This window comes from Frondihabitans sp. OV104, from assembly GCF_057787745.1.
This window is the reverse complement of the sequence record NZ_CM173541.1, coordinates 2,810,195-2,827,996: the sequence shown is the minus strand read 5'-3', so window position 1 is coordinate 2,827,996 and position 17,802 is coordinate 2,810,195. Positions and strand designations below refer to the sequence as shown.

18 protein-coding genes are annotated in these 17,802 nt (G+C 70.5%); 10 read left to right on the top strand and 8 right to left on the bottom strand.

From position 1 onward, the window contains the following. Positions 1-8: 8 nt before the first annotated feature. A complete protein-coding gene (locus AC3CBB_RS13200) occupies positions 9-818 on the bottom strand; it encodes an alkaline phosphatase family protein (protein ID WP_488624944.1) in 810 nt (269 codons plus the stop codon). A gap of 152 nt (positions 819-970) precedes the next feature. Here AC3CBB_RS13200 and AC3CBB_RS13195 point away from each other — a divergent pair, with 152 nt between their 5' ends. The 6 genes from AC3CBB_RS13195 to AC3CBB_RS13170 all read left to right on the top strand — a co-directional run bounded on the left by AC3CBB_RS13195 (position 971) and on the right by AC3CBB_RS13170 (position 7,286). Beyond that, positions 971-3,118: a bifunctional copper resistance protein CopD/cytochrome c oxidase assembly protein gene (locus AC3CBB_RS13195; RefSeq protein WP_488624943.1), complete on the top strand. Its 2,148-nt coding sequence runs from the start codon at positions 971-973 to the stop codon at positions 3,116-3,118. Between the two features lie 10 nt (positions 3,119-3,128). Beyond that, positions 3,129-3,767, top strand: coding sequence for a hypothetical protein (locus AC3CBB_RS13190; RefSeq protein WP_488624942.1), 639 nt, complete (start codon positions 3,129-3,131; stop codon positions 3,765-3,767). Between the two features lie 183 nt (positions 3,768-3,950). After that, a complete protein-coding gene (locus tag AC3CBB_RS13185) occupies positions 3,951-4,724 on the top strand; it encodes a YcnI family copper-binding membrane protein (RefSeq protein WP_488624941.1) in 774 nt (257 codons plus the stop codon). Between the two features lie 3 nt (positions 4,725-4,727). Continuing rightward, complete coding sequence (locus AC3CBB_RS13180) at positions 4,728-5,360, top strand: copper resistance CopC family protein (RefSeq protein ID WP_488624940.1); 633 nt, start codon at positions 4,728-4,730, stop codon at positions 5,358-5,360. 142 nt (positions 5,361-5,502) lie between these two features. After that, positions 5,503-6,789: an adenylosuccinate synthase gene (locus AC3CBB_RS13175; protein ID WP_488624939.1), complete on the top strand. Its 1,287-nt coding sequence runs from the start codon at positions 5,503-5,505 to the stop codon at positions 6,787-6,789. 71 nt (positions 6,790-6,860) lie between these two features. Then, the gene (locus tag AC3CBB_RS13170; protein WP_123505668.1) at positions 6,861-7,286 is read left to right on the top strand and encodes an organic hydroperoxide resistance protein; all 426 of its coding nucleotides are present in this window, start codon (positions 6,861-6,863) and stop codon (positions 7,284-7,286) included. 19 nt (positions 7,287-7,305) lie between these two features. Here the strand turns inward: AC3CBB_RS13170 and AC3CBB_RS13165 are convergent, their stop codons facing one another. Further along, positions 7,306-8,085: a hypothetical protein gene (locus AC3CBB_RS13165; RefSeq protein ID WP_488624938.1), complete on the bottom strand. Its 780-nt coding sequence runs from the start codon at positions 8,083-8,085 to the stop codon at positions 7,306-7,308. A 165-nt stretch (positions 8,086-8,250) separates the two neighbouring features. Here AC3CBB_RS13165 and AC3CBB_RS13160 point away from each other — a divergent pair, with 165 nt between their 5' ends. Together AC3CBB_RS13160 and AC3CBB_RS13155 are read left to right on the top strand one after the other, a co-directional pair. Further along, the gene (locus AC3CBB_RS13160; protein ID WP_488624937.1) at positions 8,251-8,568 is read left to right on the top strand and encodes a chorismate mutase; all 318 of its coding nucleotides are present in this window, start codon (positions 8,251-8,253) and stop codon (positions 8,566-8,568) included. Positions 8,569-8,573: 5 nt separating this feature from the next. Next, positions 8,574-9,575 carry a lactonase family protein gene (locus tag AC3CBB_RS13155; protein WP_488626748.1) on the top strand — a complete coding sequence of 334 codons (1,002 nt, stop codon included), beginning with the start codon at positions 8,574-8,576 and terminating at the stop codon, positions 9,573-9,575. Between the two features lie 373 nt (positions 9,576-9,948). Here AC3CBB_RS13155 and purL read toward each other — a convergent pair whose 3' ends face one another. The 4 genes from purL to AC3CBB_RS13135 form a co-directional block, all read right to left on the bottom strand. After that, entirely contained in the window at positions 9,949-12,276 is a 2,328-nt protein-coding gene (gene purL / locus AC3CBB_RS13150; RefSeq protein ID WP_488624936.1) for a phosphoribosylformylglycinamidine synthase subunit PurL, read from the bottom strand. Beyond that, positions 12,273-12,968, bottom strand: a complete 696-nt coding sequence (gene purQ / locus AC3CBB_RS13145; RefSeq protein ID WP_488624935.1) for a phosphoribosylformylglycinamidine synthase subunit PurQ — start codon at positions 12,966-12,968, stop codon at positions 12,273-12,275. The genes purL and purQ overlap by 4 nt, the downstream gene beginning before the upstream one ends. Beyond that, positions 12,968-13,228, bottom strand: a complete 261-nt coding sequence (gene purS, locus AC3CBB_RS13140) for a phosphoribosylformylglycinamidine synthase subunit PurS (RefSeq protein WP_123505662.1) — start codon at positions 13,226-13,228, stop codon at positions 12,968-12,970. Before purS ends, purQ begins: the two co-directional genes overlap by 1 nt. A 284-nt stretch (positions 13,229-13,512) precedes the next feature. Beyond that, positions 13,513-14,406 (bottom strand): cytochrome c oxidase assembly protein, encoded by an 894-nt coding sequence (locus AC3CBB_RS13135; RefSeq protein ID WP_488624934.1) that lies wholly within the window; start codon positions 14,404-14,406, stop codon positions 13,513-13,515. Between the two features lie 87 nt (positions 14,407-14,493). Between AC3CBB_RS13135 and AC3CBB_RS13130 the strand changes: the two genes are divergently transcribed. Together AC3CBB_RS13130 and AC3CBB_RS13125 are read left to right on the top strand one after the other, a co-directional pair. Further along, on the top strand, positions 14,494-14,979 hold the full coding sequence (locus AC3CBB_RS13130) for a Fur family transcriptional regulator (RefSeq protein ID WP_123505661.1): 486 nt from the start codon (positions 14,494-14,496) through the stop codon (positions 14,977-14,979). Between the two features lie 17 nt (positions 14,980-14,996). Continuing rightward, the gene (locus AC3CBB_RS13125; protein WP_488624933.1) at positions 14,997-16,496 is read left to right on the top strand and encodes a catalase; all 1,500 of its coding nucleotides are present in this window, start codon (positions 14,997-14,999) and stop codon (positions 16,494-16,496) included. A 78-nt stretch (positions 16,497-16,574) separates the two neighbouring features. Here AC3CBB_RS13125 and AC3CBB_RS13120 read toward each other — a convergent pair whose 3' ends face one another. Together AC3CBB_RS13120 and AC3CBB_RS13115 are read right to left on the bottom strand one after the other, a co-directional pair. After that, positions 16,575-17,192 carry a GNAT family N-acetyltransferase gene (locus AC3CBB_RS13120; RefSeq protein WP_488624932.1) on the bottom strand — a complete coding sequence of 206 codons (618 nt, stop codon included), beginning with the start codon at positions 17,190-17,192 and terminating at the stop codon, positions 16,575-16,577. Between the two features lie 38 nt (positions 17,193-17,230). Next, on the bottom strand, positions 17,231-17,725 hold the full coding sequence (locus AC3CBB_RS13115; RefSeq protein WP_488624931.1) for a GNAT family N-acetyltransferase: 495 nt from the start codon (positions 17,723-17,725) through the stop codon (positions 17,231-17,233). Positions 17,726-17,802 lie beyond the last annotated feature (77 nt).

Here is a 17,802-nt window from a genome sequence, read left to right as displayed (position 1 = left end):
TCGGCAGGCTAGAGGCTCAGGTGCCGCAGCAGGATCGCGGCAACGTCAGTCGGCCCGACCGGCGCCGCGGGTGCGACCAGCGTCTGTCCTCCGAAGCGCCGCAGCCCCAGGAACGACCGTGTCAGCACCTCGTCCGCCCCGCCGTGGCCGCCCTCGTCGAGGTGGCCGTGGTCGGTGGTGATCGCGACGAGCCAGTCCTCGTCGCGGGTCGCCGCTCGTGCCTCGACCTCCGTCAGAAGCCGGCCGAGCCGCTCGTCGACGCGGTGCATCGCCTCGCGGTACTCGGCCGAGTCGCCGCCGTAGAGGTGGCCCGCCTCGTCGACCTCGCCGAGGTAGACGAAGCTCACGTCCGGGCCGGCGTCGCGGAGGGCGAGCCGCGAGAAAGCGGCGATGTCGCCGTCGGCATGCCGGTAGCCGTAGACCTCGCCGTCGCGGATCACGACGCGGTGACGGCCGGTGCGCTGGTCGTCCTCGCGGAACGCCAGCACCGGGCCGGGGCCCGCGGGGTCGGCGAGCGGCGGCCAGCTGACGGCCGCGAACGTCGAGCGGCCCGCAGCGGCGGCGCGCGTCAGCACGTCGACGGTCGCGTCCAGGCGATGGCCGAAGAAGGAGTTGTCGAAGACCCCGTGCACCGCGTGCGGCGCACTGGTCAGCAGCGACGACCAGCCGGGGCCCGAGATCGTCGGCACCTCCAAGGTCAGCGGCAGGTGCGAGCCCTCGCGCAGGAACTCGGCAAGGTACGACGCCGCGCCCGGCCGCAGCGCGTCGTCGATTCGGAGTCCGTCGATCCCCACCAGCAGAGCCTTCGCGTCAGTCACGGGGGCCAGGGTGCACCGGCGGGGTTGCGCGGGAGTGAACGGGGTTCCCGCGCCGTGTCCCTTTCTCTCGGGGCTGTGTCTCTCGGGCCGGTGTCTCTCGGGGCTGTGGATAACTCGACTGCCATTCCGTGGCGAAAACGTAGGATTGCCGGGTGACAGATCAGATCGAAGACCTCCACTTCGAGACGCGCGAGCTCTCGCTGCCCTCGGGCAAGCGCGATCCCGAGCGCGTCCCTCGTCTGTCGCGGACCGCCATCGTCCTTCTCCTCTGCATCCCGCTCGGCCTGGCTCTCGCGCTCGCGGCCATGTACTTCACCGGGGCCCTCGGCGGCCGCCTGATCGTCGACCCGGGCGCGATCGTCACGAACGGCCTCCCGATCACGACCGCCCTCTTCGACGGCTCCGCCGCCGTCGCGATCGGCCTGCTCGTCATCTCGGCCGTCGCGTTGCCCGGGCAGAAGACCGACCCGAAGTCGGCAAGCTTCAGCCAGTGGTACGCCTCCAGGTGGGCCACCTGGGCCGTGCTCGTCTGGCTGGTGTCCGCCGTCGCGAACCTGATGTTCCGGGCCGCCAACGTGCTCGGCGTCCCGTTCACGTCGCCGACGTTCCGCAGCCAGTTCTTCTTCTTCGCCTTCCAGCTCGAGCTCGGCCAGACCTGGGTCGTGACGATCTCGTGCATCCTCGCCGCGCTCGTGATCCTGCTCTCGACGAAGAACGTCTCGTGGCTCGCCGCAGCGATGGGCTTCGCCCTGTTCGCCCTGCTGCCGTTGTCGCTGTCGGGCCACTCTGCGGGCTCGAACGAGCACGTCAACGCCGTGAACAGCCTCGCCATGCACCTCGTGGGCGTCACGGTCTGGATGGGCGGCCTGATCGCCGTCATCCTGCTCCGCGGCAAGGTCGGGACGAGCCTCGCCACGGTGGTCTCCCGCTACTCGGCCCTTGCCATCTGGGCCTTCGCCTTCGTCGCCTTCTCCGGCGTAATCAACGCAAGCCTGCGGCTCACGGGTCCCGCCGACCTCGTCACGACGACGTACGGCATGCTGATCCTCGCCAAGTCGATCATCCTGATTGGCCTGGGCATCGCCGGCTACCTCCACCGCCGTCGCGTCATCCCGCGACTCGTCCGCGAGCCGGGCCGCACTCGCTCGTTCGTGCGTCTCGCCGTCGGCGAGGTCGTGTTCATGGTCGTCGCGATGGGCCTGTCGGTCGCCTTGTCGCAGAGCGCGCCCCCGGTGCCCCAGACGAACGGCGGCGACACCCGCGACGGACTGATCGGCTTCCCGTACCCGGCGCCGATCACGATCCCGCGCTTCCTGCTCGGGTTCCACCCCGACTACTTCTTCATCGCCGTCGCGCTCATCATGGCGGGGCTGTACATCGCCGCCGTCGTGCGGCTTCGCCGCCGCGGCGACACCTGGTCGTGGGGAAGGACCGTGCCGTGGCTGTTCGGCTGCCTCGGCCTGTTCTTCGCGACCAGCGGGGGGCCCAGCGTCTACGGCGCCGTGAACTTCTCGACTCACATGATCCAGCACATGGTGCTGATGATGTACGTGCCGCCGCTCCTCGTTCTCGGCGCTCCGATCCTCCTCGCGCTGCGGACGCTGCCGAAGCGCCGTGACAACAGCCGCGGCCCGCGCGAGTGGATCATGATCGTCATCCACTCCCGGTACGGCCAGGTCGTGACCAACCCCGTCGTGGCGGCGATCATCTTCGCCGGCAGCCTCATCGCCTTCTACTACACGGGCTGGTTCCAGGCGTCCCTCCAGACCCACCCCGGGCACTTCCTCATGGAGGTGCACTTCCTGCTCTCGGGCTACCTGTTCTTCTTCGTGCTGATCGGCGTCGACCCCGGCCCCAAGCGGCCGCCCTTCCCGATGCGGATCATCCTGCTGCTGGCGACGCTGGCCTTCCACGCGTTCTTCGGCCTCGCGATCATGTCGCAGACCACCATCCTCGCCGCCGACTGGTGGCACGCCCTCGGCAAGACGAACTACCAGGACCTCCTCTCCGACCAGCACACCGGGGGCGCGATCGCCTGGGGCGCGGGCGAGTTCCCCACCGTGCTCGTGGCACTGATGGTGATGCGGCAGTGGATCCGCAGCGACGAGCGCGTCGCCAAGCGCTATGACCGGCGGGCCGAGGTCGACGGCGACGCCGAGCTGCGGGCCTACAACGAGCAGCTCGCCGTGATGGCGGGCAAGCCGGCGGCCGCGCGCACCGAGGCGTCGACCTCCGGCGCGCAGTCCGACTCCTCCTCCGGTGCTGGCGATGCGCCCGACCGACGCTCCGACGCCCAGTAGGCTCGTCGGCATGACCGTCCGGGTGACCTCGCGCGGGCTGCGCGTTGTGCGCGGCCTCGTCGTGGCGACCCTGTCGGTCACCATCGCCGCGTTCTCGCACGTGGCCGGCGGCGGAATGGAGCCGGGCGTGCTCGGCACAGTGCTCGCGCTCGCCTTCGCGATCCTCGCCAGCATCGCGCTCAGCGCCCACGCCGTCTCGGTCGTCCCGCTCGCGATCTCGGTCGGGCTGAGCCAGGTCGTATTCCACCTGCTCTTCAGCCTCGGCGCCGATCTTCCCGCTTCTGCCGCCGGAACTCACGTGGGCATGCTCGGCATGGTGATGTCGGGCGGCGCCACCGCCACCCTGCCCGACCTCGGCGGCTCGACCGTCCACGCGATGGAGGGCATGAGCGACGCCCGCATGTGGGCGGGCCACCTCGCTGCCGCGGTCCTGACGACGCTGCTGCTCCTGCACGGAGAACGGGCCCTGCTGACCGTCGTGCGTCTCGCCGTCGCGCGTCTGGCCGTGGTCGTCCGCGTGCTCGTCGCAGCACCGCCCGTCCTCGCGCATTCCATCGCGGCAGCGGTCGGCGACCGCAGGGGCATCCGCCGCCCTCTCGACGTCCTGCTTGCCTCTCGTCCGCATCGGGGCCCGCCGCTCGGCGCCTGACTCCGACCTCCTTCCCCTTTTCCGCGCGCGCAGCGCCGCTCGGATGGGCGGGGTCTCGTCGTGTCCGGCCCCTCTCCGGAGGCGCGCCGACACCGACCGCCACCCGCCGATCCCTTCACGGGCGCCGACCGGCACCCGCTCGGCGATCCTGCGTGCGCACCCTCACGAGAGACACCTCAACGCATGCCCTCCTTCCCCCTGCGCCGCGCGGCGCTCATCCTCCCGCTCGCCGGCGCACTCGTCCTGGCTGCGCCCCTCGCGGCGTCCGCCCACGTGCACGTCGAGGGCGACGACGTCGCCCCCGGCTCGTACTCCACCCTCCAGTTCAAGGTCCCGACCGAGTCGGCGACCGCGTCGACCGTCAAGGTCGAGGTCGCCTTCCCGACCGACCACCCGTTCACCTCGGTCTCGTACCAGCCGATCGCCGGCTGGAAGGCCGACGTGGTCACCGGCACGCTGTCGAAGCCGGTCTCGACCGACGACGGCGAGATCACGAAGGCGGTGACGAAGGTGGTGTGGACCGCCGACTCCACTGCGGAGGGCATCGCTCCGGGCGAGTTCCAGCTGTTCACCGTCTCGGCGGGAGCCGTGCCCGATGTCGCCTCGGTCGAGCTGCCGACGACGCAGACCTACAGCGACGGCAGCGTCGTGAAGTGGAACGAGGCGACTCCTGCGTCGGGCGAGGAGCCCGAGCACCCGGCCCCCGTGCTCGCCATCACCGAGGCGGCGGCCGATCACCACGGTGCGGCGTCCGACACGGCGACGAGCGAGGCCGCGGCGACCGGTACGAGCGGCGACGGCGACAGCGGTCTCGGTCTGGGCCTCGGCATCGGCAGTCTCGGACTCGGGATCATCGCCCTGGTCGTGGCGGTCCTGGCCTACGTCCGCAGCGGTCGGGGTGCAGGCGCGGCTCGCCCGGCAGGCGGATCGGCGCCCACCACCGGATCGGCGGACTAGCGCGTGGCCCCGTCAGCACTCCGGCGCATCGCGGTCGCGGCGTCGGTCACAGCTGCCGCCGCGGTGCTGGCGGTGGCCCCGGCCGTCGGCGCGAGCGCCCACGACTACCTGGTCAGCTCGACTCCGGCCAACGGGTCGACGCAGTCCGAGAAGCTCGACCAGGTCGTGCTCACCTTCAACGACCGCGTGCTCGACCTGTCGGGCGACGGCTCGTCGAACGTCGTCGAGGTGACCTCGTCGGCCGGCAGGCACTTCGAGTCGGGCTGCCCGGCGATCGCCGACACCGACGTGACGGTGCCCGTCGCTCTCGGCGACTCGGGCAGGTACACGGTCACCTGGCAGGTCGTCTCGGCCGACGGGCACACCGTGTCCGACTCGATCGGGTTCACCTACGACAAGCCCGCCGATGTGGATGCCGCCGCCGGGAGGGCCTCGCGCCCGACCTGCGGCGACCAGCCCACGTCAGGAGCCGGCGCGTCGGCGTCCTCCTCGGGCGCTGAGGAGGGCGCAGGAACGTCCGCCCTCCCCGTCGCCCTCGGCGTCGGGGGCGGCATCATCCTCGTCGCCCTCGTCGCCGTGGTCGTCGTGCTGACCCGGTCGCGCAAGGGCCCGGCCGGCGGCCCGCCCGCGCAGTAACGGCTCTGCCGAGTGCGCGGTCTCTGCTTCCGGAAGTGCGCTTCCGGTGCGGAAACCGCGCATTCGGCACCCCGACGGCAGCCTTCTGTAGACTTAGGTGCACCTGCGCACGGGTGCATTCCCCCGAAGCGAGGAGCATCCAATGCCCGCAGTCGTCATCATCGGAGCCCAGTGGGGCGACGAAGGCAAAGGCAAGGCCACCGATCTGCTCGGCAGCCGCATCGACTACGTCGTCAAGTTCAACGGCGGCAACAACGCGGGCCACACGGTCGTCATCGGCAACCAGAAGTACGCCCTCCACCTGCTCCCCTCGGGCATCCTCACCGAGGGAGTGACCCCGGTGATCGGCAACGGCGTCGTCATCGACATCGAGGTGCTGTTCGATGAGCTCGACGCGCTGATCGCCCGAGGCGTCGACGTCTCGAAGCTCAAGGTCAGCGCCAACGCGCACCTCATCACGCACTACCACCGCACTCTCGACAAGGTCACCGAGCGATTCCTGGGCTCGCGGTCGATCGGCACCACCGGCCGCGGCATCGGGCCGGCCTACGCCGACAAGATCAACCGCGTCGGCCTCCGGGTGCAAGACCTCTTCGACGAGAACATCCTGCGCCAGAAGGTCGAGGCCGCTCTCGACCAGAAGAACCACCTGCTGGTCAAGATCTACAACCGCCGCGCGATCAGCGCCGACGAGGTCGTCGAGACGCTCCTCAGCTACGCCGAGCGCCTCCGACCGATGGTCGCCGACACCGCGCTCGAGCTCCACACCGCGCTCGAAGAGGGCAAGACCGTGCTGTTCGAGGCCGGCCAGGCCACGATGCTCGACGTCGACCACGGCACCTACCCCTTCGTCACGTCGTCGTCGTCGACGGCGGGCGGAGCCGCCACGGGCTCGGGCATCGGTCCCGGACGCATCGAGCGGGTCATCGGCATCGTCAAGGCGTACACCACACGGGTCGGGGCAGGCCCCTTCCCGACCGAGCTGTTCGATGCGTCGGGCGAGTTCCTGCGCGCCAACGGCTTCGAGTTCGGCACCACGACCGGCCGCCCGCGCCGCTGCGGCTGGTACGACGCCCCGATCGCCCGCTACTCGGCGCGGATCAACGGCGTGACCGACTTCGTGCTGACGAAGCTCGACGTGCTCACCGGCCTCGAGACGATTCCGGTGTGCGTCGCCTACGACGTCGACGGGGTGCGCTTCGACGAGATGCCGGTGTCGCAGTCCGACTTCCACCACGCCGTGCCGATCTACGAGGAGTTCCCGGGCTGGACCGAAGACATCACCGGCGCCCGCACCTTCGACGACCTGCCGAAGAACGCCCAGGACTACATCCTCGCCGTCGAGAAGATGAGCGGCGCCCGCATCTCGGCGATCGGTGTCGGCCCCGGCCGCGATGAGATCGTCGAGCGGCACGACCTGCTGGGCTGACGACACCCGTCGCGCACCCGTTCTCAGCGTTTGGACAGGTCGCGCACAGGCGGAGGGTGTCGTGTTGCATCATGACACTTGAGATCGCCTACACCGCCATCGCCCACGCAACCGGAGGCGGCCGCGACGGCCACGTCCGCAGTGAAGACGACCGGCTCGACCTCGACACCCGGCCCCCCAAGGAGATGGGCGGCTCGGGTGACGGCACCAACCCCGAGCAGCTGTTCGCCGCGGGCTACTCGGCCTGCTTCCTGAGCGCCCTCCACGGCGTCGGCAAGGCGAAGGGCTTCGACACCACAGACGCCTCGGTCTCGGCCAGCGTCGGCATCGGCGCGAACGGAGAGGGCGGCTACGGCCTCGCCGTCGAGCTCGACGTCTACACGCCGAATGTCGCGCCGGAGAACCGCCAGGAGCTCGCCGACGCCGCCCACCACGTGTGCCCGTACTCGAACGCCACCCGCGGCAACGTCGAGGTGACGATCACGCTGGTCGACTAGACATCGGCTGCCCGGCCTCTCAGAGCTGGGCGTGTGCGGGCGGTCGCTCGGCGGTCGGGGTGAGAGCCCCGCTGCCGCGGCCGCCCGCTGTCGCGCTCCAGGCGAGGACGAAGATGAGCAGCACTGCGGCGGCACCGGCGAGCACCATCGTTCCGATCCGGCGGCCGCGCGAGAGGCGGGTCTCGCGGACCTCGAACGGGACCGCGTGGCATTGGCTCGCCGGCCAGGTGCCGTCGAACGACCAGGCCTCGACCACTCGCTGCGCGACGAACTCGTCAGCACCCGGCCGTTCGCCCGCCGGGATCTCGTCGTAGGCGAGCTCGTCGATGTCGGCGCCGACGCGGGCCGCCGTTGCCCGGGCCGTGCGGAGCACCGACTGCGACGTGCGAATCAGGTCGCCGGCGTTCCGCGCCAGGTCGATCGGCCCGAAGAGCGTCGCGCCCCAGAACAGCACAGCCAGGGCCCCGTCGCGGTCGCTGTGAAGCGTCAGGAGCAGCACCCCCACGAGAAAGACGATGGCGCCGACCACGATGCCGCGCACGGCCTGGGTCCGGTGCGGCCCGGCCAGGCGTTCCCAGCCCACGGCGTCACGCTCCCAGAACGACCACCCCCGTGGAGCCTCGGGGAGGCCCGCCACCGGTGTCCAGCCGAGCGGAGGCGTCCAGCCCTGGTTCGCCGCGACCCAGTCGGCGCTGGGCTCGGGCCAGGACGCAGGAACTCGGAACCGCAGCGGAAGCACCCCCGGGGCAGGCCGCGTTCTCGTCATCGGGGTCGCCGGATCGGCCGTAGCGAGTTCCATGAGGTGAGTGCCTTCCGTGGCGTCGTGCTGGAGCGTCGTGCTCTTCGAAGACTAGGCGTGCCGGCGTCTCGGGGCCATTCCCCTTAGCTGGGGGTTCCCTCCCCGCGTCGGCGGTGCGTCGGATGCTCCGGCCTGGCGGTTTCTGCGAGCCGATAAAGTCGAGTCATGTCTGACACGCCTCCCTCGGCCGCCGTCGCGCGCCTCCACTCGATCCGCGAGAGCATCGACAACATCGACGCCGCCCTCGTGCACCTGCTGGCCGAGAGGTTCAAGTTCACGCAGTCGGTGGGCGTGCTCAAGGCCGAGGCTGGCATGCCGGCGAGCGACCCGGATCGTGAGAAGGTGCAGATCCAGCGGCTCCGCGCCCTGGCCGTCGACTCGCACCTCGACCCCGACTTCACGGAGAAGTTCCTCGGGTTCATCGTCTCGGAGGTCATCCACCACCACGAGCGCATCGCGGCGGGCGACGAGGTCGGCGCGTGACGCGGATGTACGTCGGGGGCTACACGGCCTCCAGCGGCGGGACGGGCGAGGGCATCACCGTCTTCGAGGGGTCCGGCGACAGCGGATGGCGGGCGATGCAGGTCGTCCAGGCCGACGACCCGACCTTCCTCGCGGTCACCGAGGGCGCGCTCCACGCGGCGTCCGAGACCGTCGAGGGGCGCGTCGTCTCGTACACGATCAGCGCCGGCAGCCTCGTCGCGGCCTCGGTCGCGGCTTCCGGTGGCACGGCGCCGTGCCACCTCGTGCTCGACCCCGCCTCCGGCGCTCTCGTCGTCGCCAACTACACGGCCGGCACGTTCGGCGTGCTGTCGGCCGATGCGTCCGACCCGGCGCGTGTCACGCGCGTGCTGCCGCTTCCCATCGGCCGCGGGCCGGTGCTCGACCGCCAGGACGGCCCGCACGCGCACAACGTGATGCCCACCCCCGAGGGCACGGTGCTGGTCAGCGACCTCGGCTCCGACCGCATCTACGAGGTGCGCGTCGACCCCGTCACCCTCGAGCCGTCGTTCATCGGGTCGTCGGCCCTGCCGTCCGGCTCGGGCCCGCGGCACTTCGCCTGGCTCGGAGACAAGCTGCTCCTCACCGGCGAGCTAGACGGCCGCCTCCACGTGCTGTCGCGCACCGAGTCGGGGTCGTTCGGCGTCGACTACTCCGTCGCCGCCTACGACGCGCGACTCTCCTTCGCCAGCGACGAGGTGCTGCTGTCGCACGTCGCCGTCTCGGACGGGTACGTGTACGCGGCGGTCCGCGGGCGCGACACGATCACCGTCTTCGCACCCGGTGCCGACGGCCGCCTGGCCGTCACCGCCGAGGTCCCCGCGGGAGGCCACTGGCCGCGCCACTTCGCCATCGAGGGGGGTCGCCTCTACGTCGCGAACCAGCTGTCGCACACCGTCGCCGTGCTGCCGATCGGCGCCGACGGCGTTCCGGGTGCGCCCGAGCTCCAGATCGAGCTCGGCAGCCCGTCCTGCGTCGTGTTCGCGTAGCGACGGCGCCGGCGCCGGAGTCGACGCTCGCGACTGGTCCGGTGTGGGCGCGCGCTGCGGGGGTGCTCGGCGAGGTGGCCGTCACTGTCGGGTCGGCGGGCCGTGGGCGACGCCGAGGGCCATCTCGCGGTCGTGCTTGACGGTGCCGCCCGCGGGGTGCCCCGTCGTGGGCGAGCGCGGTGTCGAGTGGGCCCGATCTGGGGAAGGGGGCGGCGTGCTGGCGAGGTGGCCTCCGCCGTCGGGTGGGCGGGGCGTGGGCGACGCGGAAGGCCACCTCGCGGTCGTGCTTGACGGTGCCGCCCGCGGGGTGCCCCGTTCTGGGCGAGGGCGACCGCGGCAGGGCGGGGCCGGCGGGGGCCGCGCCCGCCGCCGGCTACTCCGCGATCGTGGCGCCGAAGCGCGCCGGCAGCGTGCCGCGGTGCGCCGCGCGGAGCTCCTCGAGCCCCACCGTGAAGACGCCCTGCACCTCGAGCGACGCCGACTCCTTGTCGGTGACGCCGATGCGCGCCACCGGGTAGCCCCGGCCCTCGCACAGCCCGCGGAACTTGACGTCGTCCTCGCGCGGCACCGACACGATCACGCGCCCGGTCGACTCGCTGAAGAGGGCGGTCGCCACGTCGACGCCGTCGCGCTCGACGATCTCGTCGAGCCACACGCGGGCGCCGACGCCGAAGCGCAGCACCGCCTCGGCGAGGGCCTGGCCGAGGCCGCCGTCGCTGAGGTCGTGGGCCGAGCCGATGAGCGACTCGGAGGCACCGGCGCGCAGCAGCGCGGCCAGCTGCTTCTCGCCGGCGAGCGAGACGCGCGGCGGGCGGCCGCCGAGGTGCTCGTGGATGGTGCCGGCCCAGGCCGAGCCGTCGAGCTCGAGCGACGTCGTGCCGAGCAGGTACAGGTTATCGCCCTCGTCCTGCCAGCCGGAGGGGATGCGCTGGGCGACGTCGTCGATCACGCCGAGCACGCCGACAACCGGCGTCGGGTGGATCGGCTGCGTGCCGGTCTGGTTGTAGAACGACACGTTGCCGCCCGTCACAGGGATCTCCATCTCGAGGCACGCGTCCGACAGCGCTTCGACGGTCTGCGAGAACTGCCACATGACCTCGGGGTTCTCGGGGGAGCCGAAGTTGAGGCAGTCGGTCACAGCGACCGGCGTCGCACCGGTGACGGCGACGTTGCGGTACGCCTCGGCAAGGGCGAGGCGTGCGCCCTGCGCCGGGTCGAGCTGGCAGTAGCGGCCGTTCGCGTCGGTGGCGATGGCGAACCCGAGCCCCGACTCCTCGTCGACGCGGATCATGCCGCCGTCGTCCGGGAAGCTCAGCGCGGTGTTGCCGAGCACGTAGGTGTCGTACTGGTTCGTGATCCAGCTCTTGTCGGCGAGGTTCGGCGAGGAGAGCAGGCGCAGGAACTGCCCCCGCACGTCGTCGCCCTCCTCCGGGCGGGGCAGGCCCGCCGCCGAGTCGCCCTGCAGCTCGTCGATCCACGACGGGTAGGCGACGGGGCGCTCGTAGACGGGGCCGTCGACGGCGACCGTGCGGGGTTCGACGTTGACGATCTCTTCGCCGTGCCAGTTGATGACGAGGCGGCCGGTGTCGGTGACCTCGCCGAGGACGCTGGTCTCGACGTCCCACTTCTGGACGACGGCGAGGAAGGCGTCGAGCTTGTCGGGACGCACGACGGCCATCATGCGCTCCTGGCTCTCGCTCATCAGGATCTCCTCGGCGGTGAGCGTGGGGTCGCGCAGCAGCACCTTGTCGAGCTCGATGAACATGCCGCCGTCGCCGTTCGAGGCGAGCTCGGACGTGGCGCAGGAGATGCCGGCGGCCCCGAGATCCTGGATGCCCTCGACGAGCTCGTCGCGGAACAGCTCGAGGCAGCACTCGATGAGCACCTTCTCGGCGAACGGGTCGCCGACCTGGACGGCGGGACGCTTGGTCGGGCCGCCCGAGGAGAACGTGTCGGAAGCGAGGATCGACGCGCCGCCGATCCCGTCGCCGCCGGTGCGCGCGCCGAACAGCACGACCTTGTTGCCGGCGCCCTTGGCGTTGGCGAGGTGGAGGTCTTCGTGGCGGAGGACGCCGACGCTGGTCACGTTGACGAGCGGGTTGCCCTGGTACACCGGGTCGAAGATCGTCTCGCCGCCGATGTTCGGCAGGCCGAGGCAGTTGGCGTAGAAGCTGATTCCCGAGACGACGCCGTGGACGACGCGCTCGGTGTCAGGGGCGTCGAAGGCGCCGAATCGGAGCTGGTCCATGACGGCGACGGGGCGGGCGCCCATGGAGATGATGTCGCGGACGATGCCGCCGACGCCGGTCGCGGCGCCCTGGAACGGCTCGATGTAGCTGGGGTGGTTGTGGCTCTCGCCCTTGAACGTGACGGCCCAGCCGCCGCCCACGTCGACGACGCCGGCGTTCTCGCCCATGCCGACCATCAGATTCTTCTTCATCTCGTCGTTGACCTTCTGGCCGAACTGACGGAGGTACATCTTGCTGGACTTGTACGAGCAGTGCTCGCTCCACATGACCGAGTACATGGCGAGCTCGCCGCTGGTGGGGCGGCGGCCGAGGATCTCGCGGATCTGGAGGTACTCGTCTTCTTTCAGGCCGAGCGCACCGTACGGCTGCTCGCGGTCGGGGGTCGCCTCTGCGTTCGCGACGGTGTCGGGGACGTGGCTGCCGGGGGCCTTGGTGAGTTCGGTGTCGGTCATTTGACGAGCGCCTTCTGGATAACGGAGGTGAAGAAGGTGAGGCCGTCGATGCCGGACGACATCGCGGCCGGGGTGTCGGGGCCGAAGCCGGGCTCGGTGGCGTGCTCGGGGTGCGGCATGAGCCCGACGACGTTGCCGCGCTCGTTGGAGACGCCGGCGATGTCGTCGAACGAGCCGTTCGGGTTGACTCCCACGTAGCGGAAGGCGACCTGGCCCTCGCCCTCGATGCGCTTGATGGTCTCGTCGTCGGCGATGAAGCGGCCGTCGGCGTTCTTCAGCGGGATCGTGATCTCCTGGCCCTGCGTGAAGCCGGTGGTCCAATCGGTGGCGGCGTTCTCGACGCGGAGCCGCTGGTCGCGGCGGATGAACTGCTGGTGCGCGTTGCGCGTGTGGGCGCCGGGGATGAGGCGCGCCTCGGCGAGCATCTGGAATCCGTTGCAGATGCCGAGCACGGGCATGCCGTTGTTCGCGGCGTCGACGACCTCGGTCATGATCGGCGACAGGCTGGCGATCGCTCCGGCGCGGAGGTAGTCGCCGTAGCTGAAGCCGCCGGGAAGGATGATGGCCTCGACGCCGTCGAGGTCGTGCGAGCCGTGCCAGAGGGCGACGGGCTCGCCGCCGGCGAGGCGGACGGCGCGCTGCGCGTCGCGGTCGTCGAGCGACCCCGGGAAGGTGACTACGCCGATCCGCATCAGGCGCTGACCGTGTTGTCGAGGACGGTGATGCTCACCACGTCTTCGATGACCGAGTTCGAGAAGACGTCGTCGGCGAGCTCCTTGACCTCGGCGAGGACGGCGTCGTCGACGTGGTCGACGGTGAGCTCGAATCGCTTGCCGATGCGCACCTCGTGGTAACCCTGACGGCCCATGCGCGAGAGGGCGCCGGTGACGGCCTTGCCCTGGGGGTCGAGCAGTTCGGCCTTGGGCATGACTTCGACGACGATCGTGGGCACCAGATGTCTCCTGAAGGAAGGGGGGCAGGACCGTTCGAGTCTACAAGTTCTGCGTTTGGCGGCAGACGCCAAGGCTCCTGTCAGCGCGCTCTTATGACCGACCGGCAGAGTAGCTGTTGTCGGAAGCGACGAGGCCTTGTGATCGGGCCTTCGAAGTCCTCCGGCACTTGCTGTGAAGCTATCTGATCCGCTTCCAGCCTGAAGGCGCCTAGTCATTTCCCCCGATGGCTAGGCGCCTCCTCCGTTTGCGCCCACGGCTCGCCCTTATGCCGACGAGATCGGGTTCAGCGCTCGCCGCGCAGGTGCGCCGCCGTGAGAGCGGCCATCTCGTCGTCGCTCAGCTCGTCGATGACGGCCGCCTCACGCCGGTCGGTGCGGGTCCAGCGCACGAACAGGAAGATCAGCACCGGGATGTCGGCCACCTCGGCGATGAACCACAGCAGGTCGCCCGAGAGCTGCTGGTCGCGGAGCTGCGAGGGGAACCAGCCCGGGGCGAGCGCGGCGACCGCGTGGCCGTGGTCGAGCACGTGCCCGGTGATGCGCAGCACGATGGCCGGGATGGCGTCCAGGATGAGCTCGACGAACGCCAGCATGAACTCGACTGTGATGTAGAAGCTCGTGTGCGCCCGGCTGCCATCGAACACCGGCAGGATCATGAGCAGGCCGACGAGCGGCACCAGCACCGTGATGAGGGCCTCGCTGATCGCGTTCTCGCGCAGGGCGAAGGCGATCGGCGTCAAGAACAGGGAGAACGCCGCCAGGGCGAACAAGGGCGAGAAGATCGCGCTGCCGAGCACGCGCATGAGGCGCGACGACAGGAAGCTCTCGAGCCGGGCGCGGCCGGTCTCGCCGAGGGCCAGCCGGGCCAGGTGCACCGGGCGGCCGACGGCGACGAGGGCAGGCACGACGAAGAGCAGCAGGGCGATCCGCGTCGTGAAGGCGAAGCGGAGGTCGTGGCTGTAGGCGCCGAGGAATCCGAACGAGATCAGGGCGTACGACCCGAGGCCGAGCGCGGCGAAGGCGAGGGTGCGCCAGCTCGACCAGGCGTCGCCGTTCCTGCGCGCGTGGACGACGCCGATCGCGTAGAGGGCGGCTGCCGCCACGATCACGACGAGGGCGACGGGGTCGAGGCGGAAGGTGAGCAGGATCGTGGCGACGGGAGGCGTGGCGATTTCCAATCAGGAGAAGACGGATCAAGTATGCGCTCGTCACGAGGGGTCCTCAGTTGTTTTGAATCATTCATAAAGACGTGCTTGACTGGGGTGATGGAGTCGAACGAGGCGGGCAGCATGCTGCGTGATGCGGGCCTTCGCGTCACCGCACCGCGCCTGGCGGCCCTCGAGGCGCTCGGCGACCACTCGCACGCCACCGTCGACGAGGTCTACGAGCGCGTCGCGACCGGCCTGCCCGGCACGTCGCTCCAGGCCATGTACGTCGTTCTCGCCGCTCTGACCGGCGCGGGCCTCGTGCGGCGCATCGAGCCCGCCGGCTCGGCCGCGCGCTACGAGCTCCGCATCGGCGACAACCACCATCACGTCGTGTGCTCGCTCTGCGGCGCCGTGGAAGACGTCGACTGCGTCGTCGGCGAGGCTCCGTGCCTCATGCCGTCGCACACGTCCGGCTACCTGGTGCAGACCGCCGAGGTCACGTTCTGGGGCCTCTGCCCCGCCTGCCGTGCCCTCGAGACCGGCGACGACGCCGTCGCGTCCGTACCGGCTGCCGCGCCCCACGATCAACCCGTCCGTTCCTGATCAGCTAGGAGACAGAAATGACAGACGACAACTACACGACGAACGCCGCCGGCGCCCCCGTCGCGAGCGACGAGCACTCGCAGAGCGTCGGGGCCGACGGCCCCATCGCGCTCCACGACGCGTACCTCGTCGAGAAGCTCGCCCAGTTCAACCGCGAGAAGGTGCCGGAGCGCATCGTCCACGCCAAGGGCGGCGGGGCGTTCGGCACGCTGACCGTGACCGGCGACGTCTCGAAGTACACCCGCGCCTCGCTCTTCCAGCCCGGCGCGACCACGGAGATGCTCGCCCGCTTCTCGACCGTCGCCGGGGAGCAGGGCTCGCCCGACACCTGGCGCGACCCCCGCGGCTTCGCGCTGAAGTTCTACACGGACGAGGGCAACTACGACCTCGTCGGCAACAACACCCCGGTGTTCTTCATCCGTGACGGCATCAAGTTCCCCGACTTCATCCACTCGCAGAAGCGCCTGCCCGGCTCGCACCTCCGCGACCACGACATGCAGTGGGACTTCTGGACCCTCTCGCCCGAGTCGGCCCACCAGGTCACCTGGCTGATGGGCGACCGCGGCCTGCCGGCCTCGTGGCGCATGATGGACGGCTTCGGCTCGCACACCTACCAGTGGATCTCGGCCACGGGCGAGAAGTTCTGGGTCAAGTACCACTTCAAGACCGAGCAGGGCAACGAGATCCTGACGCAGGCCGATGCCGACCGCATCGCCGGCGAGGATGCGGACTTCCACATCCGCGATCTGTCGGAGGCCATCGAGCGCTCTGACTTCCCGACCTGGAAGCTCAGCGTGCAGATCATGCCGTACGCCGACGCCGCTACCTACCGCTTCAACCCGTTCGACCTGACCAAGGTGTGGCCGCACAGCGACTACCCCCTGATCGAGGTCGGGACCATGGAGCTGAACCGCAACCCCGAGAACTACTTCGCGCAGATCGAGCAGGCGACGTTCGCCCCCTCGAACTTCGTGCCCGGCATCGCGGCCAGCCCCGACAAGATGCTGCTCGCCCGCATCTTCAGCTACGCCGACGCGCACCGCTACCGCGTGGGCACCAACCACGCCCAGCTGCCGGTGAACATGCCGAAGAACGAGGTGCACGACTACTCGAAGGACGGCGGCGCTCGCTACCACTTCTCGTCGGCTACGACGCCGGTCTATGCGCCGAACTCGGTCGGCGGCCCGCACGCCTCGCCCGAGGCGCACGGCGACGACTCCGGCTGGGAGTCCGACGGCGTCCTCGTGCGCTCGGCCGCGACGCTCCACGCCGAAGACGACGACTTCGGCCAGGCCGGGACCTTGTACCGTGAGGTGCTCGACGACGCCGCTCGCGAGCGCATGGTCGGCAACATCGTGGGCCACGTCTCGAAGGTCACGCGCCCCGACCTGCTCGAGCGCGTGTTCGCGTACTGGACGAGCGTCGACGCGGAGCTGGGTGCGCGCGTGCGCGCGGGCGTCGTGCCGTCGGCGCCGGGCTCCAACGAGGACCCCGCAACGGTGGGCGTGCTGCAGTAGTCTCAGCCCCGCCGAAACGGCTCAGCCCCGCCGGGTTTCCGGCGGGGCTGAGCCGTTCTAGCGGGCCTGCCGCCGGGCTCAGACCATCTGGCCGTTCCAGTGGATGTCGCCCCCCGGCCAGTCCGACCGGGCCGCCCGGCACGGCCGCAGCAGCCATCCGGAGTCCTGGCTGACGAGGGTCGATGCGCCGTCGGCCGAGAACGCGTTGTAGTGGCCGGTGACGCCGTCGAGCGGCTCCCAGCCGTGGGCGCTGTAGAAGTGCTGCGTCTGCTCCCCGGTCTCCAGCAGGCCGAACGGCGCGGAGAGGCGCTCGAGCCCGGCGTCGACGAGGCGGAGCAGCTCACGGCCGAGGCCCGTGCCCTGCAGGATCGGCGAGACCGCGACCATGCCGACCGCGGCGACGAGCTGGTCGGCACCGTCGTCTGCCGCCGAGCCGACGGTCACGAACTGGCGGCGGAGCCCGGCGTGGGCGACGACCACGTCGCCCGAACGGGCGAGGACGCGGAGCTCGGGCTGCATCCCGGCCCAGCTGCGGGCGCCCTGGTACCAGTGCTCGTACGAGTCGAAGGCCTTCGCGAGCATGGCGGCGACGGCCTCGTGGTCGGCCAGCGTCAGATCGCCCTCGCGGACGATCTCGAACAGCGGCTCGGTCGGGCCGTCGTCGGCGTCGGTGTCGGACTGGGCCTGGTAGGTCATCCGTTCACCGTACGCGTGCCGGTCCGGACCGGGCGGGGCTACTCGTGGGTGAGCGTGCGACCGTAGCAGATCGAGTCGGAGTGGCCGACGTAGTGCCCGAAGTTCGGGATCTTCACGTAGCCCTCGCGCTCGTAGAAGCGGATCGCGTCGGGCTGGGCGACACCGGTCTCCAAGACCAGGCGGGTCCAGCCGCGCTTCAGGGCACGCGACTCGAGAGCGCGGAGCACCTGGACCGCGGCACCGCCGCCTCGGCTCGACTGGCGGACGAACATGCGCTTGATCTCGGCGTCGCCGGCTTCTGCGGCCTCGCCGTCGAGCCTGCGCAGACCGCCGCACGCGACGGGCTTGCCGTCGATGGTGGCGACGACGAACTCGGCCATGTCGGCGGCCGTGGGCTTGACGCCCGGCTCGGAGTCGTCGGTCCCGTAGCGGATCGCGATCTCAGCTCGCTGCTCGCAGCGGAGGTGTGCGCCTTCAGGGTCGGTCCACGGACGGTCCTGAATCTGGATGTCGGTGGTCAATGTGTTCGTCACCGGAACATTCTGCATCTTCTCGGACGGGATCGTTAATCACATCCATCCAGATTCATGCAATTCAGTCAGCCGGAGGC